At 33.3% G+C, this 21,874-nt stretch carries 19 protein-coding genes; 10 read left to right on the top strand and 9 right to left on the bottom strand.

The annotated features are described in order from the left end of the window. Positions 1-44 precede the first annotated feature (44 nt). The 4 genes from B0I03_RS04515 to B0I03_RS04500 all read left to right on the top strand — a co-directional run bounded on the left by B0I03_RS04515 (position 45) and on the right by B0I03_RS04500 (position 6,197). Complete coding sequence (locus tag B0I03_RS04515; protein WP_111566264.1) at positions 45-1,715, top strand: WG repeat-containing protein; 1,671 nt, start codon at positions 45-47, stop codon at positions 1,713-1,715. 129 nt (positions 1,716-1,844) lie between these two features. Continuing rightward, a complete protein-coding gene (locus tag B0I03_RS04510; RefSeq protein WP_111566263.1) occupies positions 1,845-4,871 on the top strand; it encodes a leucine--tRNA ligase in 3,027 nt (1,008 codons plus the stop codon). Positions 4,872-4,979: 108 nt separating this feature from the next. Next, the gene (locus tag B0I03_RS04505; protein ID WP_111566262.1) at positions 4,980-5,402 is read left to right on the top strand and encodes a hypothetical protein; all 423 of its coding nucleotides are present in this window, start codon (positions 4,980-4,982) and stop codon (positions 5,400-5,402) included. A gap of 99 nt (positions 5,403-5,501) precedes the next feature. After that, complete coding sequence (locus B0I03_RS04500) at positions 5,502-6,197, top strand: zinc metallopeptidase (protein WP_111566261.1); 696 nt, start codon at positions 5,502-5,504, stop codon at positions 6,195-6,197. Positions 6,198-6,374: 177 nt separating this feature from the next. Here the strand turns inward: B0I03_RS04500 and B0I03_RS04495 are convergent, their stop codons facing one another. Beyond that, positions 6,375-6,845 (bottom strand): Lrp/AsnC family transcriptional regulator, encoded by a 471-nt coding sequence (locus B0I03_RS04495; protein ID WP_111566260.1) that lies wholly within the window; start codon positions 6,843-6,845, stop codon positions 6,375-6,377. Positions 6,846-7,157: 312 nt separating this feature from the next. Continuing rightward, a complete protein-coding gene (locus B0I03_RS04490) occupies positions 7,158-8,528 on the bottom strand; it encodes a saccharopine dehydrogenase family protein (protein WP_111566259.1) in 1,371 nt (456 codons plus the stop codon). Between the two features lie 126 nt (positions 8,529-8,654). Between B0I03_RS04490 and B0I03_RS04485 the strand changes: the two genes are divergently transcribed. Continuing rightward, positions 8,655-9,041, top strand: a complete 387-nt coding sequence (locus B0I03_RS04485) for a DUF423 domain-containing protein (RefSeq protein WP_026724459.1) — start codon at positions 8,655-8,657, stop codon at positions 9,039-9,041. Positions 9,042-9,110: 69 nt separating this feature from the next. Further along, a complete protein-coding gene (gene pckA / locus B0I03_RS04480; protein ID WP_111566258.1) occupies positions 9,111-10,736 on the top strand; it encodes a phosphoenolpyruvate carboxykinase (ATP) in 1,626 nt (541 codons plus the stop codon). Positions 10,737-10,855: 119 nt separating this feature from the next. Here pckA and B0I03_RS04475 read toward each other — a convergent pair whose 3' ends face one another. Next, positions 10,856-11,605, bottom strand: a complete 750-nt coding sequence (locus tag B0I03_RS04475) for a uroporphyrinogen-III synthase (protein ID WP_111566376.1) — start codon at positions 11,603-11,605, stop codon at positions 10,856-10,858. Between the two features lie 17 nt (positions 11,606-11,622). Further along, positions 11,623-12,288, bottom strand: coding sequence for a DUF4271 domain-containing protein (locus B0I03_RS04470; protein WP_111566257.1), 666 nt, complete (start codon positions 12,286-12,288; stop codon positions 11,623-11,625). Positions 12,289-12,394: 106 nt separating this feature from the next. Here B0I03_RS04470 and B0I03_RS04465 point away from each other — a divergent pair, with 106 nt between their 5' ends. The 3 genes from B0I03_RS04465 to B0I03_RS04455 are packed head-to-tail and all read left to right on the top strand — an operon-like array spanning position 12,395 to position 14,843. Then, on the top strand, positions 12,395-13,117 hold the full coding sequence (locus B0I03_RS04465; RefSeq protein ID WP_111566256.1) for a polyprenol monophosphomannose synthase: 723 nt from the start codon (positions 12,395-12,397) through the stop codon (positions 13,115-13,117). After that, positions 13,117-14,463, top strand: coding sequence for a dihydroorotase (locus tag B0I03_RS04460; RefSeq protein ID WP_111566255.1), 1,347 nt, complete (start codon positions 13,117-13,119; stop codon positions 14,461-14,463). The genes B0I03_RS04465 and B0I03_RS04460 overlap by 1 nt, the downstream gene beginning before the upstream one ends. Beyond that, positions 14,463-14,843, top strand: a complete 381-nt coding sequence (locus B0I03_RS04455) for a DUF4296 domain-containing protein (protein ID WP_111566254.1) — start codon at positions 14,463-14,465, stop codon at positions 14,841-14,843. The genes B0I03_RS04460 and B0I03_RS04455 overlap by 1 nt, the downstream gene beginning before the upstream one ends. Here B0I03_RS04455 and B0I03_RS04450 read toward each other — a convergent pair. After that, positions 14,830-15,816, bottom strand: a complete 987-nt coding sequence (locus B0I03_RS04450) for an NAD-dependent epimerase/dehydratase family protein (RefSeq protein WP_111566253.1) — start codon at positions 15,814-15,816, stop codon at positions 14,830-14,832. The two genes, B0I03_RS04455 and B0I03_RS04450, sit on opposite strands and share 14 nt — an antisense overlap. Before the next feature lie 178 nt (positions 15,817-15,994). On the opposite strand from B0I03_RS04450, the gene tyrS reads away from it, so the two are divergent. Further along, entirely contained in the window at positions 15,995-17,284 is a 1,290-nt protein-coding gene (gene tyrS, locus B0I03_RS04445; RefSeq protein WP_111566252.1) for a tyrosine--tRNA ligase, read from the top strand. Between the two features lie 52 nt (positions 17,285-17,336). Here tyrS and B0I03_RS04440 read toward each other — a convergent pair whose 3' ends face one another. The 4 genes from B0I03_RS04440 to B0I03_RS04425 form a co-directional block, all read right to left on the bottom strand. Then, a complete protein-coding gene (locus B0I03_RS04440) occupies positions 17,337-18,317 on the bottom strand; it encodes a LuxE/PaaK family acyltransferase (protein ID WP_111566251.1) in 981 nt (326 codons plus the stop codon). 101 nt (positions 18,318-18,418) lie between these two features. Beyond that, positions 18,419-20,155 carry a T9SS type A sorting domain-containing protein gene (locus B0I03_RS04435; protein ID WP_111566250.1) on the bottom strand — a complete coding sequence of 579 codons (1,737 nt, stop codon included), beginning with the start codon at positions 20,153-20,155 and terminating at the stop codon, positions 18,419-18,421. A gap of 104 nt (positions 20,156-20,259) precedes the next feature. Beyond that, positions 20,260-20,601: a T9SS type A sorting domain-containing protein gene (locus B0I03_RS04430; RefSeq protein ID WP_111566249.1), complete on the bottom strand. Its 342-nt coding sequence runs from the start codon at positions 20,599-20,601 to the stop codon at positions 20,260-20,262. A gap of 109 nt (positions 20,602-20,710) precedes the next feature. After that, on the bottom strand, positions 20,711-21,862 hold the full coding sequence (locus tag B0I03_RS04425; RefSeq protein ID WP_111566248.1) for a hypothetical protein: 1,152 nt from the start codon (positions 21,860-21,862) through the stop codon (positions 20,711-20,713). Between the last annotated feature and the right edge of the window lie 12 nt (positions 21,863-21,874).

Genomic DNA, 21,874 nt, shown 5'->3' with positions numbered 1-21,874 from the left:
TTAGTATTTATAATCAGTAAATTTGAAGCTTTAAATTCATAAAAATGACATTACGATATAAGATTTCGGCACTTTTATTCTTTTTTGCACTAACCTTGATGGCACAAGAAAATATTTTTCCTTATCGAGAAGGAAATTTGTGGGGATTGTGTGATGAAAATGCAACGGTTTTAGTAGCTCCAAAGTATGATGCGATTAAAAAAGATAAAAGCAAAGGAATTACTTTTTTTGAAGTTAGTTCAGGAAATAATTCGGGAGTTTATATTGGTTCCAAAAATGTAATTCCTGTGGATTTTCAAAAGCTGTATTACTTGCCAAATAATTTACTTATCGCTGTAAAAAAGGATACAAATAAAAAAGAAACACAATATTTATATTATACTAATGGTGAATTACTCATCAATAACCCCCTTTCTTTTTTAAAGGCAATTAAAGGAAATGATCATTATGAGAATAGTTTTATTATTGGTTTTTATCTAAGAGATTTAGAAGGAAAAGAATCGTTAGTAAACCTCGATTATTATAATAAAAACAAGTTAAGTTACATAATTAAAGATTTTTTTTCAATTGAGTTAGATAATAAAAAGTCAAAAGAAGAATTAGCAATTGCTTATGTAAAACAAACGGCAACCAGTGCAGTTGAAACTAAATATTTTAGAGTAGAAGGAAGTCAAATCATTCTTTTAGATGAGAAAAAAGATAGTCAGTATATTTTAGATAATTCGGGTAAGAAGAAAAACAGATACGATGATTATGATACTAGTATTGCAGTTCCCAACATAGATAGTGAAATGGTTGTTGAAGAGCCTAGAGCTTTTTCGGGAACTGGCTCAGGAAGTGGAGATGGACCAGGAAGAGGGAATACTACCAGAAAAACGCCAAAAGGAACTTCTTACTACAAATATGCTTTAATAGAAAACCAAATAGAAGTTGAGGTTTCTAATAATGTTACCAAAAGTAAAAAGACTGTAAAATTCCCTATCAAAGCAGATAAAATAGAAATTTTTAAATCAAAAGGCCTTATAGTAGACGAAAAATCATTTTCTGATTCCACACAATCATACTTTAATTATATTATTTACCAAAAGAAAAATAAATACGGTTTAGTGTACCAATTCCCATTTCAAAAAAGTGTGGAATATGATTTCTTAGAACCAATGAATTCTGAAAAGAAATTTAATTATAGTTTAAAAAATTATTTCAAAGTTGGAATTATAGACAAGAAGACCAAAACGATGAAATATGGTGTTATTGATACTAAACACAATGTTGTTTTACCATTTGAATATGAAGAGATAAAAGTCGGATATACCATAATACCTATGGTAAAAGAACAAGTTTTTTTGGTAAAGAAAAACAATTTGTACGGATTAATTTCGGAAAAATTATTGGGAACAACTGCTGATGCAAAAGAAATAAAATTACCGATTGAGTTTGATAGTATCGAATTCAATTCAGAAAATCAAAGTTTCTTAAGAGTTAAAAAAGGAAACCAGCATTCGGCTTACATTAGTTACTACAGTAATTCGGATTATGTTGTAACCTTATTGCCTTCTTATTACCCTTATCCTGTTAAAGAAATTCGGTATACGATGAGCAGTGGAAAAAAAGAAATTTCGTTGTTAGAAGCTATAGAATATATAACACTTGAAGACGAAAAAGGAAACTTCAAAGGCTACGCCAATCCAAACGGAATACTATATTTTAAAGATTAGTTTTATAAAAGTTTTATAAAATGTATTTTTGCACCGAAAAAAAATAGTGGTCAGTCACAGTCGCAGTCATCAGTAGTTCAAATTGAGGCTAAAAACTGAGACTGAAAACTGAGACTGAAAACTAAAATAATGAAATACTTCCATAACGAAATCGAAGCCAAATGGCAACAATATTGGGCAGAAAACCAAACTTTTGCTGCTAAAAACAATTCAGATAAACCTAAATATTATGTGTTAGATATGTTCCCTTATCCTTCTGGAGCGGGCTTACACGTTGGGCATCCGCTGGGTTACATTGCTTCTGATATTGTAGCAAGATATAAAAGACATCAAGGTTTTAATGTGTTGCATCCGCAAGGATACGATTCGTTTGGTTTGCCAGCGGAACAATATGCGATTCAAACAGGGCAACATCCAGAAAAAACCACTCGTGAAAACATTGCGCGTTACCGTGAGCAATTGGATAAAATCGGATTTTCATTTGATTGGAGTAGAGAAGTTCGTACTTCAAATCCAGATTATTACAAACATACTCAGTGGATTTTCATTCAATTATTCGAATCTTGGTACAATAAAACTACCGATAAAGCGGAAAGTATTTGCACGTTAATACAAGAATTTGAGAAAAACGGAAATGCGAATGTAAATGCCGTTTGTGATGATAACATCGTACCTTTTTCTGCTGAAGATTGGAAATCATTTTCATCAGAAGAACAACAAAAAATACTTTTACAATATAGATTAACCTATTTAGCCGAAACCGAAGTTAACTGGTGTCCAGCATTAGGAACGGTTTTAGCTAATGACGAAATCGTAAACGGAGTTTCAGAACGTGGTGGACATCCAGTAGTTCGTAAAAAAATGACACAATGGTCGATGCGAATTTCTGCATACGCCGAGCGTTTGTTACAAGGATTAGATACTATCGATTGGAGTGAATCCATCAAAGAATCACAAAGAAACTGGATTGGAAAATCAGTTGGTGCTGCTGTGACTTTCAATGTAAAAAATCATGATGCAGTAATCGAAGTATTTACAACGCGTCCTGATACCATTTTCGGAGTAACGTTTATGACGTTAGCACCTGAGCACGAATTGGTTGCTAAAATCACTACTCTAGAACAAAAAGCAGCGGTTGATGCTTACATTGAAGCTACTGCAAAACGTTCGGAAAGAGAAAGAATGGCTGATGTTAAAACCATTTCAGGAGTTTTCACTGGAGCGTATGCTGAACATCCTTTCACAAAAGAACCTATTCCAGTTTGGATTGGTGATTATGTATTAGCAGGTTACGGAACGGGTGCGGTTATGGCGGTTCCTTGTGGTGATGAGCGCGATTATGCTTTCGCGAATTTCTTCAAAGGAACTAACGGAATGCCAGAAATTAAAAATATTTTCAATCAAGATATTTCAGAAGCCGCTTACGGAGAAAAAGGTGGTTTCGAATTAGTAAATTCTGATTTCTTAAACGGATTAGATTACAAAACTGGAACTAAAAAAGTAATCGAAGAATTAGAAAAAATTGGAGCAGGAAAAGCAAAAGTAAATTACCGTTTACGTGATGCAGTTTTCTCTCGTCAACGCTATTGGGGCGAACCATTTCCAGTATATTATGTGAATGGTTTACCACAAATGATTGATAAAAAACACTTGCCAATCGTGTTACCTGAAGTGGAGAAATACTTACCAACAGAAGACGGTCAACCACCTTTAGGGAACGCAACGGTTTGGGCTTGGGATACGGAGAAAAATGCAGTTGTTAGCAATGATTTAATTGACAACACAAAAGTTTTTCCATTAGAATTGAACACCATGCCAGGTTGGGCAGGTTCTTCTTGGTATTGGATGCGTTATATGGATGCGCACAACACGGAAGAGTTTGCGAATGAAGAAGCTTTAAAATATTGGGAAAACGTAGATTTATACATAGGAGGAAGCGAGCACGCAACTGGACATTTATTGTATTCTCGTTTTTGGAACAAATTCTTAAAAGATAGAGGTTTCGCTCCAACAGAAGAGCCGTTCAAGAAATTGATCAATCAAGGAATGATTTTGGGAATGAGTGCTTTTGTTTATAGAACTTATTTCAGTGTAATTTGGGCAGAAGAAGGAGATTCAAAAAGACAAATGGAAAGTTTAACGACAGAATTAGTTAACAAGTATCCAATTCTTTTTTCGAAATCTGTTATTGATAAATTAGATAAAAATATAGATACTCAGAGAATTAATGAAACTATCAATGAAATTGAAATAAGATTTAAAAATATAATCCAAGATAAATTTCCAGAATTTATAAATATAACTGTGAGTTTGAATCTTGATTTTGTTCCAATCCATGTAGATTTATCTTGTATAAATGATGTCACTAACGAATTAGACATCGAAAAATTCAAAGCACATCCATTATATTCTGATTATAAAGATGCAGAATTCATTTTAGAAGATGGAAAATACATTGTAGGTCGTGAAGTAGAAAAAATGTCAAAATCGAAATACAACGTAGTCAATCCAGATGATATTTGTAATGAATATGGTGCCGATACGTTGCGTTTGTATGAAATGTTTTTAGGGCCATTAGAGCAAGCAAAACCTTGGAATACTGCTGGAATCACAGGTGTTTACGGTTTCTTGAAAAAACTATGGCGTTTGTATTTTGATGACAACGGTTTAAACATCACCAATGATGAACCAACAGCCGATATGTACAAATCGCTACACAAAACCATCAAAAAAGTTACTGAAGACATCGAGAATTTCTCGTTCAATACTTCGGTTTCGCAATTTATGATTTGTGTGAATGAGTTGGCGCAACAAAAATGCCATCACCGAGCGATTTTAGAACCATTAGCGGTTTTAGTTTCGCCTTATGCACCTCATATTGCAGAAGAATTATGGAGCGCTTTAGGTCACGAAGGTTCTGTAGCAACAGTTGCTTTTCCAAAATTTGAAGAAAAATATTTAATAGAATCTGAAAAAGAATATCCAGTTTCGTTCAATGGAAAAATGCGTTTCACGATTAAATTGCCTTTAGATTTAACCGCAGCTCAAATCGAAGAAATCGTAATGGCTGATGAAAGAACACAAAACCAATTACAAGGAAGAACACCAAACAAAGTGATTATCGTTCCAGGTAAGATTATTAATTTGGTGGGATAACATAAATTTCAAACCACAACACTTAAAATCCCAAACCTAAAAGTTTGGGATTTTTTTGTAACATTTTTAATTTTTTACGTATAATAGGTAAACTAATAAACTATAAATATGGAAAAAAGAAACATTGGGAAACTAATTGCTGGAGTTATATTAATTGCATTTGTATTTATTGCAGCATTAATGTTCGGTTTGCCAAGATATAATGTGTGGCAACAGGAAATGGCAGGAAAAGCAGAAATGGCAAAGGCCGAACAAAATCGAAGAATTTTAGTAGAAGAAGCTAAAGCCAAATTAGAAGCCGAAAAATTAAACGCTCAAGCCGAAATCGAACGAGCAAGAGGAATGGCTGAAGCGATGCGAGTTGAAAACGGAACTTTGAGTGAAACCTATAACCAATATTTATTCATTAGAACCTTAGAAAAATTAGCTGATAAAGGCGATTTGCCACAAATTATCTATGTACCAACAAACGGAATGGTTCCAGTGATGGATGTTTCTAAAAAATCACCTGTAAAACAAATGCAAGAATAATTGTTTTTAGAAATATTTAACGAATGCCAAATTGTCATTTTGTAACTTTGGCTTGTAATTTGTAAGGATTTAGTGAATTAGATTTTTAAAATAAATATTATGTGGACATATTATATCATTATTGGAGCGATTGCTCTTGTGAGTTGGTTAGTAAGTAATAAATTGAAGAGCAAGTTTGCTTATTATTCAAAAGTTACATTGCGAAACGGAATGAGTGGTGCCGAAATTGCAGAAAAAATGTTGCAAGATCACGGAATTACAGATGTAAGAGTAATTTCAACACCAGGTCAATTAACAGACCATTATAATCCAGCAAATAAAACAGTAAACTTGTCTGAAGCAGTTTATAATCAAAGAAATGCAGCGGCAGCAGCAGTAGCAGCTCACGAAGTGGGTCACGCGGTGCAACATGCGCATGCGTATCAATGGTTAACAATGCGTTCTAAAATGGTGCCTGTAGTAAACATTTCGTCAAATATGTCGCAATGGTTAATTATGGGTGGTTTGATTTTAGGTTTCGCTTCTAAATCAAGTATTGGTTTTTATGTAGCGGTTGCAGGTTTGATTTTAATGGCAATTGCAACTACTTTCAGTTTTGTTACACTTCCTGTGGAATACGATGCAAGTAACAGAGCTTTAGCTTGGTTAAAAAATAAAAACATGGTAAGCCAACAAGAATATGCGGGTGCCGAAGATTCATTAAAATGGGCAGCAAGAACTTATGTAGTGGCGGCTTTAGGAGCTTTAGCGTCTTTATTGTATTGGGCTTTCCAAATTTTAGGTTCGAGAGACTAATTTAACAAGATTATATATTTAAAACCCAAATTCATTCAGAGTTTGGGTTTTTTGTTTGGTTGTTTTTTACACAGAGTTACACAGAGTTTTTTTGAATTTGATTTTGTTGATTTTGAAATGCATAGAGGCGTTTCACTTTTTGAGTTTTGAACTTGAACTTGAACTTGAACTTGAAATTTACAACTGAATTTGTCTTTCTATCTGCTGTTCCAAAGAAATGTACGTTTCCGTTCGTGAAACGCCATCAATTGGTTGAATTTTCTTGTTGAGTAATTGCATCAAATGTTCGTTATCTCTACAAATCAGTTTGATTAAAATACTCCAATTTCCAGTGGTGTAATGACATTCTAAAACTTCTGGAATCTTCTTCAATTCTTTCACAACTTCTGGATTACTCGATGCTTTTTCTAAATAAATTCCAATGAAAGCCATCGTGCTATATCCTAAAACTTTCGTATCCACAATAAACTTCGAACCCGAAATTACACCGGCTTGTTCTAATTTTCGCAATCGTTGATGAATCGCAGCGCCAGAAATTCCAATTTTATTAGCAATCTGTAAGATAGGTTTACGTGCATCTTCCATTAAATCACGAAGGATTTCTTTGTCGATTCCGTCGATTTCAATTTGTAAGTGATTTATCTTCATTTTCAATTTATTTGAAAGTAAAAATACAAATTTGATTTCAAAATTGTATTTTTTTATGTCGTCCCTACAGGACTTTTCTCACGGAGCTATTATTCTTTACCGATATTCCGTTCCTACGGAACTAGTAAGAGATAACTTAAATGACTTATATGGTTCAAAAATAATTTTAAAGCGCCGTTAGGTGCGAAATATTGGTAGTTAAACCGTATAGTGATAAAGAAATCCCGTAGGGATGACATTTTGCAGCTCTTCCGAAATGAAAAAAATCCGAAACCAATTACGATTTCGGATTTTATAAATTATAAAAGGGATTTAATTTTTTACATTCAACGGATTGTAACCTAAATAAGGTACTTCAGTTTCTTTGAAAATTACACCATAATCTTCTAATTCTTTTAATATAGGATTGTAGACTTCTTTTGTAATTGGCAATTGTACGCCAGGAGTAGTAATTTCTTTGTTTAAAATTTTCAACGTAGCTATTGCAACAGGAAGTCCAACGGTTTTTGCCATTGCAGTATACGTTTGGTCATCACCAATACAAACCATGGTAGCATCAATTTGTTTTTTCTCACCGTTTAATTCGTAGCCAAATTTGTGATACATCACAATCATGTCTTTGTCATTTGGTTCTAAAGCCCATTTTTCGGCTAATATTTTTTCTAAAATTTGAGCTGGAGTTGCTTTAACTAATCCCACTTTTTTGTTCGGATTGAATAAATCGATTTCCACTAATTTGTCCCAAATGATGTCATCTTGGTCAATTTTTTGCGCATGACGCAATTTGATTTCAACAGTATCGGTTGGATGATACGGCAAGAACGAATTCGTAAATTCACGATATGTCATATCTTCTGAGTTGTCAATAGTATAAGAATCATCCGTCATTCCTAATTGTACTAAAATATCCCAAGCTCTTGAATATCCTACTCTTCTGATAGTTCCACGGTAACAAGTTAAAGCGTCGTCTAACCCGTAAACGCTTCTGTATTTTAAAGAATCTCTGTTGGCATACGCTTCGAATCTTCCGTAACCTTCTACTTCTAAAAACTCGGTTCTTCTGAATAATTTCGTGTAAGGAATGTATTTATAAGTGCCTTCTTGAATAAATTTTGCTGCACCACCTTGTCCAGCTAATACTACATTTCTAGGATTCCAAGTAAATTTGTAATTCCATAAATTGGTATCGCTTTCAGGAGCCACTAAACCACCACAGAACGATTCGAATAAAATGATGTTTCCGCCTTTTTCGCGAATTTCATCCAATACTTTCATCGCACTCATGTGGTCAATTCCTGGGTCAAGCCCAATTTCGTTCATGAAAACCAAGCCATTTTCTTTAGCAGCAGCGTCTAATTCTTGCATTGCTGGACTAATGTAAGATGCGGTTACCATGTGTTTTTTGTAGGTAATACAGTCTTTGGCTACTTCTAAATGCAAATGCGCAGGTAACATTGAAACCACAACATCTGCTTTTTGAATTTCCTCTTTTCGTTGTGCTTCGTTAAAAATATCAAAAGCAATCGCTCTCGCATTTTTGTGATTGTTGGTTTTTTGTTTTGCTAATTCTTCTGACAAATCACCAATAGTAACATGAAGATTTTCTTTTTCAGAATTTTCTAATAGGTATTTTATAAGTGATGAAGCTGATCTTCCTGCTCCAATGACTAAAATATGTCTCATCTTAGGGTGTGTTGTAAAAATATCACACGAAGATAGTAAAATGTTATATTTGTGAAAACATTTTGTTGATTTATGTCATAATTTAACATAAAAAGTTTTCCTATCTTTGGTCTCAAATTTTTAAAAATGGATAAGAAAATACTGTTGGTTGCCGCTATTTTAGGAGTTACAGCTATAATTTTAGGAGCTTTTGGAGCTCACGGATTAAAGAAAGTACTTTCGGTGGAGCAATTGGCAACATTTGAGGTAGGAGTGCGTTATCAAATGTATCACGCGTTGTTTTTACTTTTTATTGGAACTTTTACTTTTTTAGGAGAGAAAGAACGTTCTATTATTTTTTATTTAACAATCATTGGTGTTTTGTTTTTTTCAGGCTCGATTTATTTTTTAGCAACAAATACAATCACTAATTTAAAGACGAAATTTTTAGGACCAATAACGCCAATTGGAGGTTTGTTCTTAGTTTCGGCTTGGGGATACTTATTTTATGCGGTTTTATCTAAAAAACACTAAATTAAAATGCTATCTCAAATTTAATTTATAATTTTGCACTTTATTTTAAACACAACATAACCTAATTTTATGGATACGAATGCTCAAACTACGAAATCGATTTCGTTAGAAAAGTACGGAATCGTTAATGTATCAGAAATCATATACAATCCTTCATACGATTATTTATATAATGAAGAATTAAACCCAGCTTTAGAAGGTTTTGAAAGAGGTCAGTTGTCAGAACTTGGCGCGGTAAACGTAATGACAGGTGAATTCACAGGTCGTTCTCCTAAAGATAAATATATTGTTAAAGATAGCGTTACTGAAAACACAATTTGGTGGAATTCTGATAAAGCAGCTAACGATAACAAACCAATTTCTCAAGACACTTGGAATGCTTTAAAAGAAACTACAGTAAAGCAATTATCAAATAAAAAATTATACGTTGTTGATGCTTTTTGTGGTGCAAACGAAAACACAAGATTGAAAGTTCGTTTCATTATGGAAGTAGCTTGGCAAGCACATTTTGTGAAAAATATGTTCATTCGTCCAACAGAAGCAGAATTGGAAAACTTTGGTGAGCCAGATTTCGTTGTAATGAACGGTTCAAAAACAAGTTTTAAAGACTATGCAGCTCACGGATTAAATTCTGAAGTATATGTGGCGTTTAACTTGACTGAGAAAATCCAATTAATTGGAGGAACTTGGTACGGAGGTGAAATGAAAAAAGGATTGTTCTCAATGATGAACTATTACTTACCATTACAAGGAATCGCTTCTATGCACTGTTCGGCTAACAAAGGAAAAGATGGTGATGTTGCTGTTTTCTTCGGATTATCTGGTACAGGAAAAACTACGTTATCAACAGATCCAAAACGTGAATTAATCGGAGACGACGAACACGGGTGGGATAATGATGGTGTTTTCAACTTTGAAGGTGGATGTTATGCTAAAACTATCGATTTAAGTGCAGCAAACGAGCCAGACATCTTTGGAGCTATCAAAAAAGATGCGTTATTAGAGAACGTAACGGTTGATGCTAACGGAAAAATTGATTTCAAAGATGGTTCAGTTACACAAAATACTCGTGTTTCTTACCCAATTAACCATATTGAAAATATTGTAAGACCAGTTTCTAAAGCAGGTCACGCTACTAAAGTTATTTTCTTAACGGCAGATGCATTCGGAGTAATGCCTCCAGTTTCTAAATTAACTCCAGAGCAAACAAAATATTACTTCTTATCAGGCTTTACAGCTAAATTAGCAGGAACTGAAAGAGGAGTAACACAACCAGAACCAACATTCTCGGCTTGTTTCGGAAAAGCATTCTTATCATTACACCCAACAAAATACGGTGAAGAATTAGTTAAGAAAATGGAGCAACACAATGCAACCGCTTACATGGTAAACACAGGTTGGAACGGAACAGGAAAACGTATTTCGATTAAAGATACAAGAGCGATTATCGATGCTATTTTAGATGGTTCTATCGAGAATGCAGAAACGAAAACAGTTCCAGTATTTAATTTTGTAGTACCTACTGCTTTACCAAATGTAGATACGAACATTTTAGATCCAAGAAATACCTATGCTGATGCAACTGAATGGAATACAAAAGCAGAAGATTTAGCTTCAAGATTTATCAAAAACTTCGTTCAATATACTGATAACGAAGAAGGAAAATCATTAGTAGCAGCTGGCCCTCAATTGTAATCTAAGAAATTTATGTCAATAAAAAAGTCCCGAAATTTTCGGGACTTTTTTATTGACATAAATCAAACAAAAAACCCAAACTCTTTCGAATTTGGGTTCTATATATTTTTGCTTGTTTTTTATTTACCTTTATTAGCTTCAGCTACATATTTTTCTAAAGCTCCTGTCATTGATGGCGTTCCAGGGCTTGGTGCCATAATGTCGATACGTAAACCGTGTTCTAAAGCTTCTTTTTTAGTGGTTTCGCCAAAAACAGCAATTCTAGTATTATTTTGTTGAAAATCTGGGAAGTTTTTAAATAACGATTTAATTCCCGTTGGACTAAAGAACGCTAAAATATCGTAATAAACATCTTTTAAGTCTGATAAATCACTCATTACTGTTCTGTAGAAAATACCTTGTTTCCATTCTACTTTTAAACCATCTAATGTTTGTGGAACATCGGCGTTTAATTGATCGGTATTTGGTAATAAGAATTTTTCGTCTTTGTATTTCTTAATCAGCGGAGCTAAATCAACAAAGTCTTTTTGACCTACATAAATTTTTCTCTTTCTATACACTACATAACGTTGTAAATAAAAAGCAACCGCTTCAGATTGACAGAAATATTTTAAATCTTCTGGTACTTTGTAGCGCATTTCTTCAGCCACTCTAAAAAAGTGGTCAACAGCATTTCTACTCGTTAATATGATGGCAGTATAATTATTTAAGTCGATTTTTTGAGCACGAACTTCTTTAGCAGGAACACCTTCTACGTGGATGAAAGGTCTAAAATCAACCTTTACTTTCAGTTTATTTTGAAGCTCAAAATAAGGAGAATTTTCTACTTTAGGCTCTGGTTGTGAAACTAATATTGTTTTCACTTTCAAATTTGACATATTTCTCTCTAATTTTTTGTAAACCAATTATAAATAAAATAGTAAGGTGCTATTTCAAGGGTGCAAAGATATAAAATAAAATAAAATATTTTACGTAATAGTAAATTTTGATATAATTTCAATGCAACCAAGTAAGTAGTGATGTTTATAGTGATTAGGGTAATCAATAATGTCCAAAAAAACCAATCCGAATCAAACGAATTGTAGAATAAAATAATATTAACTGGTAATAAAATGAATCCAAAATAAGCTCTATAATTGACTTTCAATAAGTTAAATTGTTCGTTAAATTCTTCAATTTTAAATGCTGTTGCAATAATTTTCTCAATTAAGAATTTAGAGAGGATAAAAACACTCAAAAAAGTAAAGATTTGAATGTAAATAATTAAGTCCGTTTTTTCAGCTCTGTCAAATTGATTTAATACTAATAAAGTAAAAAAAGAAAACGAAATCAATTGCAAAACAAACATAGAAATCGTAAAACCGCTCATTAAGTTACTACTATCGCGATAAATTTTTGTGTATTTATCAGAATAAGCCAATCGAACAAACTCGTTAAATCGTACCGATGATATGGTTTTGTTAATGGCAATTATAGCCACGCAGATAATAAACAAAAGGGTTGCCCAATCTTTGCTTTCGATGATTCTGTCGTGTAATTGAATTGCTAACATATTGGCGCAAAATTACAAAAAATAGTGTCACTTTCATTATTATAAAATTATTAAGAATTGTCAGGTAGAAATACCTTATTTTTGCAATTGAAATACAAGATTTTTTATGGCTCAGGGTATTGTTGTAATTCCAACTTTTAACGAAATTGAAAACATTGAAGCAATTGTAAAGGCAGTTTTGTCTTTGCCTACTTCTTTTCATGTTTTAATTGTAGATGACAATTCTCCTGATGGTACAGCGACAAAAGTGAAAGAAATGCAAGAGGAATATCCTACGCAATTGCATTTAAAAGTACGCATGAAAAAATCGGGTTTGGGTACGGCTTATGTGGCTGGTTTTAAATGGGCGCTTTCTCACGGATACGACTATATTTTTGAAATGGATGCCGATTTTTCTCACAATCCAAATGATTTAGAAAAACTATTAGCTGCTTGTGAAAACGGTGCGGATGTTGCTATTGGTTCTAGATATTCTAACGGAGTTAATGTGGTAAATTGGCCTTTGAGTCGTGTTTTACTATCTTATTTTGCTTCCGTTTACGTTCGAATGATAACAGGCATGAAAATTGCTGATGCTACCGCAGGATTCAAATGTTACAGAAGACAAGTTTTAGAAGCAATCAACTTAGATCAAATAAAGTTTGTGGGTTATGCGTTTCAGATTGAAATGAAATATCGTGCTTTTGTAAAGAATTTTAAAATTGTAGAAGTTCCTATCATTTTTACCGATAGAACAAAAGGACAATCAAAAATGAGTGGAGGAATTATCCGCGAAGCCGTAGTAGGAGTAATAATGTTGAGGTTAAGAAAAATATTTAATAGATTATAATGAGTACTGTTTTAATTAGAAATGCCAAAATTGTTAATGAAGGAGCTATTTTTGAAGGTGATATTTTAATTGAGAATGAATTCATTAAAGAAATTGCCGAAAAAATAAGTCCAAAATCATCTGACTGTGTTATTATTGATGCAGAAGGAAGTTACGTAATGCCAGGAGCAATCGACGATCAAGTGCATTTTAGAGAGCCAGGGCTTACGCACAAAGGAAATATAGAAACAGAAAGTAGAGCAGCGGTTGCTGGAGGAATAACTTCTTTTATAGAGCAGCCAAATACAGTTCCAAATGCTGTTACCCAAGAACTTTTAGAAGATAAATATCAAATTGCTTCTCAAAAATCGTATGCGAATTATTCGTTTATGATGGGAGGTACAAACGATAATTTAGAGGAAGTTTTAAAAACAAATCCAAGAAATGTTGCAGGAATCAAATTGTTTTTAGGTTCTTCAACGGGAAATATGTTGGTAGATAATCCTGAAGTTTTAGAAAAGATTTTCTCTTCAACAAAAATGCTAATTGCGGTTCATTGTGAAGATGAAGCTACTATAAAAGCCAATACGCAAAAATATAAAGAAGAATTTGGTGATGATATTCCAATGAAATACCATCACTTAATTAGAAGTGCAGAAGCTTGTTATTTGTCTTCGTCAAAAGCGATTGAATTAGCAAAGAAAACAGGTGCGCGTTTACATGTTTTTCACTTGTCAACTGCAAAAGAAATGGAATTGTTTACCAATAAAATTCCGTTAGAACAAAAACAAATTACTGCCGAAGTTTGTGTGCATCATTTATGGTTTACCGATGCTGATTATGAAACGAAAGGCTCATTAATCAAATGGAATCCAGCTGTAAAAACACAAGAAGATAAAGACGCGTTATGGAAAGCGTTATTAGATGACAGAATTGATGTGATTGCAACTGATCATGCTCCTCATACATTAGAAGAAAAAATCAATCCATATATGACTTGTCCTTCTGGTGGACCATTAGTTCAGCATGCTGTTGTAGCTATGTTTGAAGCGCATCATCAAGGAAAAATTTCGGTAGAAAAGATTGTAGAAAAAATGTGTCACAATCCGGCAAAGATTTTCAAAATCGAAAAACGAGGATTTATTAAGGAAGGATATTATGCCGATATTGCCATTGTAAATGCTTATTTACCTTGGAATGTAAAAAAAGAAAATATTTTATATAAATGTGGTTGGTCGCCTTTTGAAGGATATAACTTTAAATCTAGAGTAACGCATACTTTTGTTAATGGAAAATTAGTTTATCATAATGGTAAAGTAAAAGATTTAAAAGTAGGCCAACGATTATTATTTGAAAGAGAAATATAATGAAACAGTTACTATTCTTATTCGTTGCTTTATTTGTGGCTTCTTGTTCAAAAAATCCTGTTCCAAAACCAGATAATTTGCTTGATGAGGAAACCATGGTTGATATTATTTATGATATTTCAATTCTTCAAGCTACAGATGGTTCAATGCCAAATAAGTTGATAGAGAATAATATTAAAATGGATCAATATATTTTTGATAAATACAAGATTGATAGTACTACATATCGTCAAAATCAATTGTATTATGCTGGTGATGCTAGAAAGTATAAAAAGCTCTACAAAAAAGTATTGGAAAGATTAGAGGGAGAAAACAAAGCAGATAGTCTAAATTCGAATAATCAAACCAATGTAGGGATGTCAAATCCTACTGTAGAATAGCTTTTAAATAGCTTTCTTTCTTTTGAAAAGTAAAATTAAGTTCTTTTTTAATTTTTGATGTGTCAAAAGTGGTTGTAGCATGTGATGAAGTTGCAATACTTCTAGCTAATTTTCTTTTACGATTTAGTAATTTTGAAATCAACCAATCCATTCGCCAAGCAATAGAAGTCATCCATTTTGATGCTTCAATGGAAGGTTTTTTTACTTTCAATTCCTCCGCAATAAAATCAAGTAAAATTTTCGTCGAAATATTTTCACCAACTAAAGTATAACGTTCGCCATTTATTGAACTTTTCATAAGTTGAATCATGCATTTTGTTACATCTTCAACAGAAACAATTCCAATGTTACCTTTGGTATAAAATGATAATCCTTTTTTAACGGATTGAATAATTACATCGCTTCCTTTTTTCGGAAAACCATAACCAAAAATCACACCCGGATTTACAATAACAACTTCTAAGCCTTCTTGATGTCCACGCCAAACTTCCATTTCAGCGCCGTATTTTGTAATCGCGTAATCACTGTGTAATTCTTCCGGATTCCATTCGGTTTCCTCTGAGATGGTAGTTTCGTGTTCTTTTGGGTTTCCTAAAGCGGCAATCGAACTCACATGGCAAAGTTTTTTGATGCCAAAATCGATACAACAATTCACTACGTTCGCAGTTCCTTCGATGTTGATTTTTCGAAGTTCGTCTTCGTTATTTGGGTCAAACGAAATCAAAGCAGCACAATGATATACATGAGTGACATTTTCAAAAGCAATCTCTAACGAAGGAATGTTGATGATATCGCCTTTTACCCAATTGATTTTATCAAAAAGAGCGGTTTGATGATGAAAAGCAAAAACATTCTTTACTTTTTCAATCTGTTTTTCCGAACGAAATAACGCTTTTACTTCCTCATTTTCTTGAAGAAGTTTAACCAATAAATGCGAACCTACTAAACCTGTTGCTCCTGTGACTAAAATCATGTTGTAAAGATACTATTTTTTGAGAAGATAGAATATAGATATTAGAAGTTAGAAAATAGACTTGACTTTAGTATTGATTTTTGCATTTGAAATTGAACTTGAAATTGCCCTTGAATTTTGAATAAAACTTTTAAACTTTTAAACTAAAAACTATCTTTGCCCAAATTATTTTAAAATCATGAAAAATTTTATTGAAGAAGTGACTTGGAGAGGAATGCTCCACGACGTAATGCCAGGCACAGAAGAACATTTGATGGAGCAGATGCGTGTGGCGTATGTGGGTATTGATCCAACCGCCGATTCATTGCATATAGGGCATTTAGTGGGTGTGATGTTGTTGAGACATTTCCAATTGAGTGGACATAAACCGTTAGCGCTTGTAGGTGGAGCAACCGGAATGATTGGTGATCCATCTGGAAAATCTAATGAAAGAAATTTATTAGACGAAGCTACTTTACGTCACAATCAAGAAGCGATTAAAAGACAATTGGCTCGCTTTTTAGATTTTACTTCAGCGGAAGCAAACGCTGCTGAATTGGTAAACAACTACGATTGGATGAAAGAATTTTCTTTCTTAGATTTCATTCGTGATGTTGGAAAACACATTACCGTGAATTACATGATGGCGAAAGATTCGGTTAAAAAACGTTTGACTGGAGAAACTTCAGAAGGAATGTCATTTACGGAGTTTACCTACCAATTAGTACAAGGTTACGACTTTTTACATTTATACCGTGCAAAAAAATGTACATTACAAATGGGTGGAAGTGACCAATGGGGAAATATTACAACCGGAACAGAATTAGTTCGTAGAATTGAATCAGGTAAAGCGTATGCGTTAACTTGTCCGTTGATTACAAAAGCGGATGGAACGAAATTCGGTAAATCAGAAGGGGGAAATATTTGGTTAGATGCCGAAAGAACTTCGCCTTACAAATTTTACCAATACTGGTTAAATACGTCTGATGTTGATGCTGAAAAATACATTAAGATTTTCACGTTCTTAGACAAAGAAACGATTGAAAAGTTAATCGCAGAACATAACGAAGCGCCTCATTTAAGAGCGTTGCAAAAACGTTTGGCTGAAGAAATTACCGTAATGGTTCATTCTGCAGCAGATTTAGAAAATGCAATAGCAGCTTCAAATGCTTTTTTTAGTCCGTCAATGGATGAGTTGAAAAAATTAGATGAAAAAACGTTTTTAGAAGTGTTTGATGGTGTTCCTCAAGCGGAGATTTCTATGGAGGATTTGAATGCAGGTTTGGATATGATTGCAGCTTTAGCAGCAAAAACCAACTTCTTAGCTTCTAATAGTGATGCGCGTAGAGAATTGAAACAAAACTCAATTTCTTTGAATAAAGAAAAAGTTGCTGAAGATAAAATCATTACTAAAGAGGATTTAATCAACAATCAATTCTTGTTATTGCAAAAAGGAAAGAAAAATTATTACGTGATAAAAATTGTTTAATCGTTAAATTGTTAAGTTGTAGAATCGATTAAACAAATCAACAGTTTAACACTTAAACAATCATCAGGTTACAACCACGAATATCAGAATTGTCAAAACGTCCCAACACTTCGAAAGAATGGTTGGGATATTTTTTTCCCAAATCTTGCGTAGCAATAAACGAACACGAATTGATGTTAGCCAAATCAATAACATTAATTCCGCCAGTTTTTCCTTCGGAAACATAAGTTAAAGCATCTTCAGTATCACGAACTAAAATTTGCATCCAAGGCGGACATTCGAAAACACCATCACCAAGAGAATACGCTTGCGAAAGTAATTCCGTCATACCATATTCGGAGTGAATTTTAGAAACTCCAAATCCGTTGCATAAAATAGTGTGCAACTCTTCACGAATCATTTCTTTGCGTTTGCCTTTCATACCACCGGTTTCCATAATGATGGTGTTTTTTAATTGGAAATTTTGTTTCTCAATTAAATCCAATAAAGCATAAGTAACTCCAATTAAAATTACATTTTGACCTGAATTATCTAACTCGATTAGTTTAGAAATTAATTCGTCGTAGTTATTCAAATAAAACCCAGAATCTTCATGATTGCTGCTTTGGATTAAATCTTCCACCATGTAAATCAATGATGAACCTTCGCGTTCTAAATAGGACGGAAGCAAGGCTAAAACACAATAATCTTCAATATTTCCATAGAATTCTGAAAACCCTAAACGATAACTCATTTCGTACCAACTTACATCGGTAACTAAGTGTTTACTAGTTTGCATTCCTGTTGTGCCACTACTCGTAAAGGTTTGTTGAATCGGTTCAGACGAACTTAAAACGGTATGGCTTTTAAAAAACTGAATCGGTAAAAAAGGGATTTCGGTTAATGATTTCACATTAGTTTTATCTTTCTTTAAGAAGTTGCAGAATTGTTGGTACACCAAATTGTTATCGTACTGATGACGAAATACTTTTAAAGTAATTTTTTCAAATTCTTTTTTAGAGCCAATTTGGAAAATGTCTTCTTGTGAAATCATGCTGCAAAAATAGGAAACAAATTTGTCTTAAATAAAAAAGCACCAACTTTCGTTGATGCTTTTCTCTATTTTGTTATTCTTAACTTGATTAGAAATCTAAATTATTGGATAACTAATTTTCTTGTAGCAGTTTTACCTTCTTCAGTAACTTTTACAATGTAAATACCAGCGTTTAATCCAGAGATATTTACTGAGTTGTTCATTACATTAGATTTTACAACTTCCTTTCCTAATACATCAAAAATTTGAACTGACATACTAGCATTAGCAGTTGAAGTTAAGTAAAGTGTATTTCCTTTTAATGGGTTTGGATACATTGTTAAGCCTTCGATTGCATCAAAAGAAGATGAAGATAATGTTACATCAGCTAATGAACGAGAAACTACTTGAGGAGTTCCATTGAATTCTGCAACTAAAACTACTCTGTTAGCAGCTCCCTGAGGAACAACTTGTCCAATGTAATCTGCTTCTGCAAATAAAGATCTAAAAGCAATATCAGAACCATCGTTTAAGTTGTAATTTGTACTTGCGGCAAAAGTAATTGTACCATCAGCAGTTGTGAAAGTTGCATTGTTAATTTGAACTAATTCACTTTCATAAGTTTCAACATTAGCAACAATGTCAGCTGCAGTAACAACTTGAGGAGTAACAACGTTTCCTGAAGAAGCAACAGTTGCATTTTCTAATGGTAAAAGTTGAAGTACACCACTAAATAAAGAAGCTTGACCTTTTAATCCAGAAATTGCATCACCTGCTACCATTGGAGTAGAAATTGTTCCAGGAACATCATCAATTAAAATACCAGCTGTAGCATCTTGAATGTATTTTTGATTTCTATATGTAGAAGATCTTGCGTAAGTAATAACAGGATTGCTAGATACTTGATAGTATTTTCCAGCGCCATTTGCAATTACATCTGCTCTTAAGGCAGCTAAGTCTGTTACTACATTTAAAGAAGCTACTTCAAATGTTACTGTAGCATTTACAGCAGGAATAATAGGTTGGTGTGAATTGTCTACTAATTCAACAAAAACAGAATATGAATTTCCAGCTACAACAGGAATTGCAATTGGGTCAGTGTCATATTTCATTACTACTCCTCCACCATTAACAGTATAGTGAATGTGTCCATCACCTGTTCCGTTAGCTACATTGAAATTATTAACAGATAAAACAACATTAACATTTGTAGTGTTTGGGTTGAAAATTGTTGCGTTTATTGGTGAAGTAATGTTTAAAGTTGGGTCCGTAGAACATGAATTTGTGTGACCATTTACAGCAGCTCCAGTTGCATAAGCTGAAACTTCCCATTCTGAACTTGCGGCATCAGTTCCTGCACTTGCTGTCCAATTTGTATTTGGAGAACAAACGGTAGCTTTTCTTATTAATTTATTGTTCGCAGTTGCGTTAGTAATACCAGCAACATTCCATCCAGTTCCTGGATCAGTTCCATCAGTACCTACAGCATCGATAAGTGTCCAAACAGTTGAAATGTCTTTAGCTAAACCTACAGCATCGTCACCATTCCAAGTAACTGTTCCGTTATATAAATCAGCTCCAGGTACATCTGTTGCATTGTTAGCAATTACATAAGTATCGTTGTTTGCTAAAATACCAGTTAGATTTATAGATGATTCTGGCCAAGTTCCTCCATTTGAAATCATCCAAATTCTGTAACCTGCTAAATCTACGTCAGCTCCAGTTCCATTAAAAATTTCAATGTATTTACTATTTCCAGAAGTTCCTTCAGCATACTCAGATATGATTAAATCAGTAGCTTGTCCGAAGGATAAAAACGACATTAATAAAGTTAATGATAAAAAGTAAAGTTTTTTCATGCTTATATGAATTAAAATTGAATACAAAGATAAATAATAATTAAAAATTTCTGACAAAATCAGATGTTAACTTTAAATTAATTTTTTGATTGATAAGATATTAACTAGTTGATAATTAATTTTCTTGTAGCAGTGGCATCACCTTCTTTTATTTTGATGATGTAAACGCCAGCTGAAAGATTACTTACATTTACTTCTTTTGAAGTAATAACCGTTTCTAATACTTTTTTCCCAAGTACATTAAAAATTTCCACCTTTTTGTCTAATGACGATTTGGTAGTAATGTAAATTTTTCCAGAGTTTACGGGATTTGGGTAAATGGCTAAACCCTCAATTGTAGGTTCTTGAGTTTTAGTTGCAATAGCAGATTTGTTCTCTTGCGCCTGAAGGCTAAAAGAAAACAAAACCGTAAAAAGAAAAATAGTATAAAAGTATTTTTTTTTCATGCGAAACTAATATTGAGTGTAAAGATAACTATTTTTTTAATGCAAATACAATGCCAAATAAAAAATCCCTCAAGAAAGAGGGATTTTGTAATGCTTTATATGGTTTTAATTAGAAACCTGTTGTCCAACCAGTTGCCCAGCTTGGAGTTGCTCCACTGTTTCCAGCTCCGGTATTTGCTCCTACAGTTAGGTAAGTTGTATTTGTTCCAGCGTATTCAGAATTTGTTGTTACTGTAGCTCCAAAATAGATTGGATTAAATGTAATAAATCCATTATCTACATTTGTATTAGAACTTGGGTCTACAGATGATGCATTAATTTTTAAACCTTTAGTAAAACCATCAATGTAAATATTTTGGCAATTCCATTTTCCTGAACCTTCTTTCATAAACATTCCGTGTTCTGATCCAGCTAAACTTCCTTTAAGAATTGTAAAGTTTTTTAAAGTTGCATTGGTTGTAGGTGTTGCAGCACCATTATCTCCGTTGTTTGAACCTTCAACACCAGCTTTAGCTACATCTTTAATGAAAACATTTTCAAGCGTTCCTGAGTATCCGTCTGCAAAATCTACTGCATCATCTTCACTGTGTAAAGCAATTAAATATTTAGCGTTTACATTTCCGCCGAAAAATTCAATTCCGTCATCACCACTTTTATAAGCTTGAACGTATTCAAAAACAGTTCCACTTCCTACTCCAAATAACGATACACCGTTAAATTCTTTAGTAGCATTATAAGCAGCTCCTGTATATTCTACTCTTAAATAACGAATAACACCTGAACTGTCAGTGTTTTCAGTACCACCATAAGTTAAATCTCCAACTTCTGAAGTTGCAGTTTGGCCAGTAGATCCACCTTTGTTAGTGTTTGCTCTTCCGCAAATTACTAATCCACCCCAATCTCCAGTTGCTTTAACAGCGTTTCCACTTGTCATAATAACAGGATTTGTAGAAGTTCCATTTACATAAAGCAATCCGTCTTGTGCAATTGCAATGTATGATGCAGTTCCCCCAGTAGCTTCAATTCTTGTTCCAGCTGGGATAGTTAGAGTTGCTCCACCTCTTACAATAAAAGATCCCGTTAAGTTGTAAACTTGTGTTGCGTCTAAAGTAGCAGATTGCCCGCTTAGTAATTCACCTTTAAAATCTGCAGGATTAATAGTTACTGTATTGTTATTGTTTCCATCTGAATCTTCATCTCTAGAGCAAGATGTGAAAGTTAAAACAGCTATAGCTAAAGCTGATAATAATAAATTTTTCATTTTTTGTGTTAT

It is taken from the genome of Flavobacterium aquaticum (assembly GCF_003259835.1).
Classification (GTDB): domain Bacteria; phylum Bacteroidota; class Bacteroidia; order Flavobacteriales; family Flavobacteriaceae; genus Flavobacterium; species Flavobacterium aquaticum.
The sequence above is the reverse complement of the archived record's forward strand: the minus strand, read 5'-3'. Positions and strand labels throughout refer to the sequence as shown.

Bases quoted from the DNA above. Each gene is read 5' to 3' on its own strand.
- B0I03_RS04465 (WP_111566256.1), top strand. From the start codon at position 12,395: ATGGCTCAGGGTATTGTTGTAATTCCAACTTTTAACGAAATTGAAAAC.
- tyrS (WP_111566252.1), top strand. From the start codon at position 15,995: ATGAAAAATTTTATTGAAGAAGTGACTTGGAGAGGAATGCTCCACGAC.
- B0I03_RS04515 (WP_111566264.1), top strand. From the start codon at position 45: ATGACATTACGATATAAGATTTCGGCACTTTTATTCTTTTTTGCACTA.
- B0I03_RS04425 (WP_111566248.1), bottom strand. From the start codon at position 21,862: ATGAAAAATTTATTATTATCAGCTTTAGCTATAGCTGTTTTAACTTTC.
- B0I03_RS04490 (WP_111566259.1), bottom strand. From the start codon at position 8,528: ATGAGACATATTTTAGTCATTGGAGCAGGAAGATCAGCTTCATCACTT.
- B0I03_RS04510 (WP_111566263.1), top strand. From the start codon at position 1,845: ATGAAATACTTCCATAACGAAATCGAAGCCAAATGGCAACAATATTGG.
- pckA (WP_111566258.1), top strand. From the start codon at position 9,111: ATGGATACGAATGCTCAAACTACGAAATCGATTTCGTTAGAAAAGTAC.
- B0I03_RS04440 (WP_111566251.1), bottom strand. From the start codon at position 18,317: ATGATTTCACAAGAAGACATTTTCCAAATTGGCTCTAAAAAAGAATTT.
- B0I03_RS04500 (WP_111566261.1), top strand. From the start codon at position 5,502: ATGTGGACATATTATATCATTATTGGAGCGATTGCTCTTGTGAGTTGG.
- B0I03_RS04470 (WP_111566257.1), bottom strand. From the start codon at position 12,288: ATGTTAGCAATTCAATTACACGACAGAATCATCGAAAGCAAAGATTGG.
- B0I03_RS04485 (WP_026724459.1), top strand. From the start codon at position 8,655: ATGGATAAGAAAATACTGTTGGTTGCCGCTATTTTAGGAGTTACAGCT.
- B0I03_RS04450 (WP_111566253.1), bottom strand. From the start codon at position 15,816: ATGATTTTAGTCACAGGAGCAACAGGTTTAGTAGGTTCGCATTTATTG.
- B0I03_RS04430 (WP_111566249.1), bottom strand. From the start codon at position 20,601: ATGAAAAAAAAATACTTTTATACTATTTTTCTTTTTACGGTTTTGTTT.
- B0I03_RS04460 (WP_111566255.1), top strand. From the start codon at position 13,117: ATGAGTACTGTTTTAATTAGAAATGCCAAAATTGTTAATGAAGGAGCT.
- B0I03_RS04505 (WP_111566262.1), top strand. From the start codon at position 4,980: ATGGAAAAAAGAAACATTGGGAAACTAATTGCTGGAGTTATATTAATT.
- B0I03_RS04455 (WP_111566254.1), top strand. From the start codon at position 14,463: ATGAAACAGTTACTATTCTTATTCGTTGCTTTATTTGTGGCTTCTTGT.
- B0I03_RS04495 (WP_111566260.1), bottom strand. From the start codon at position 6,845: ATGAAGATAAATCACTTACAAATTGAAATCGACGGAATCGACAAAGAA.
- B0I03_RS04435 (WP_111566250.1), bottom strand. From the start codon at position 20,155: ATGAAAAAACTTTACTTTTTATCATTAACTTTATTAATGTCGTTTTTA.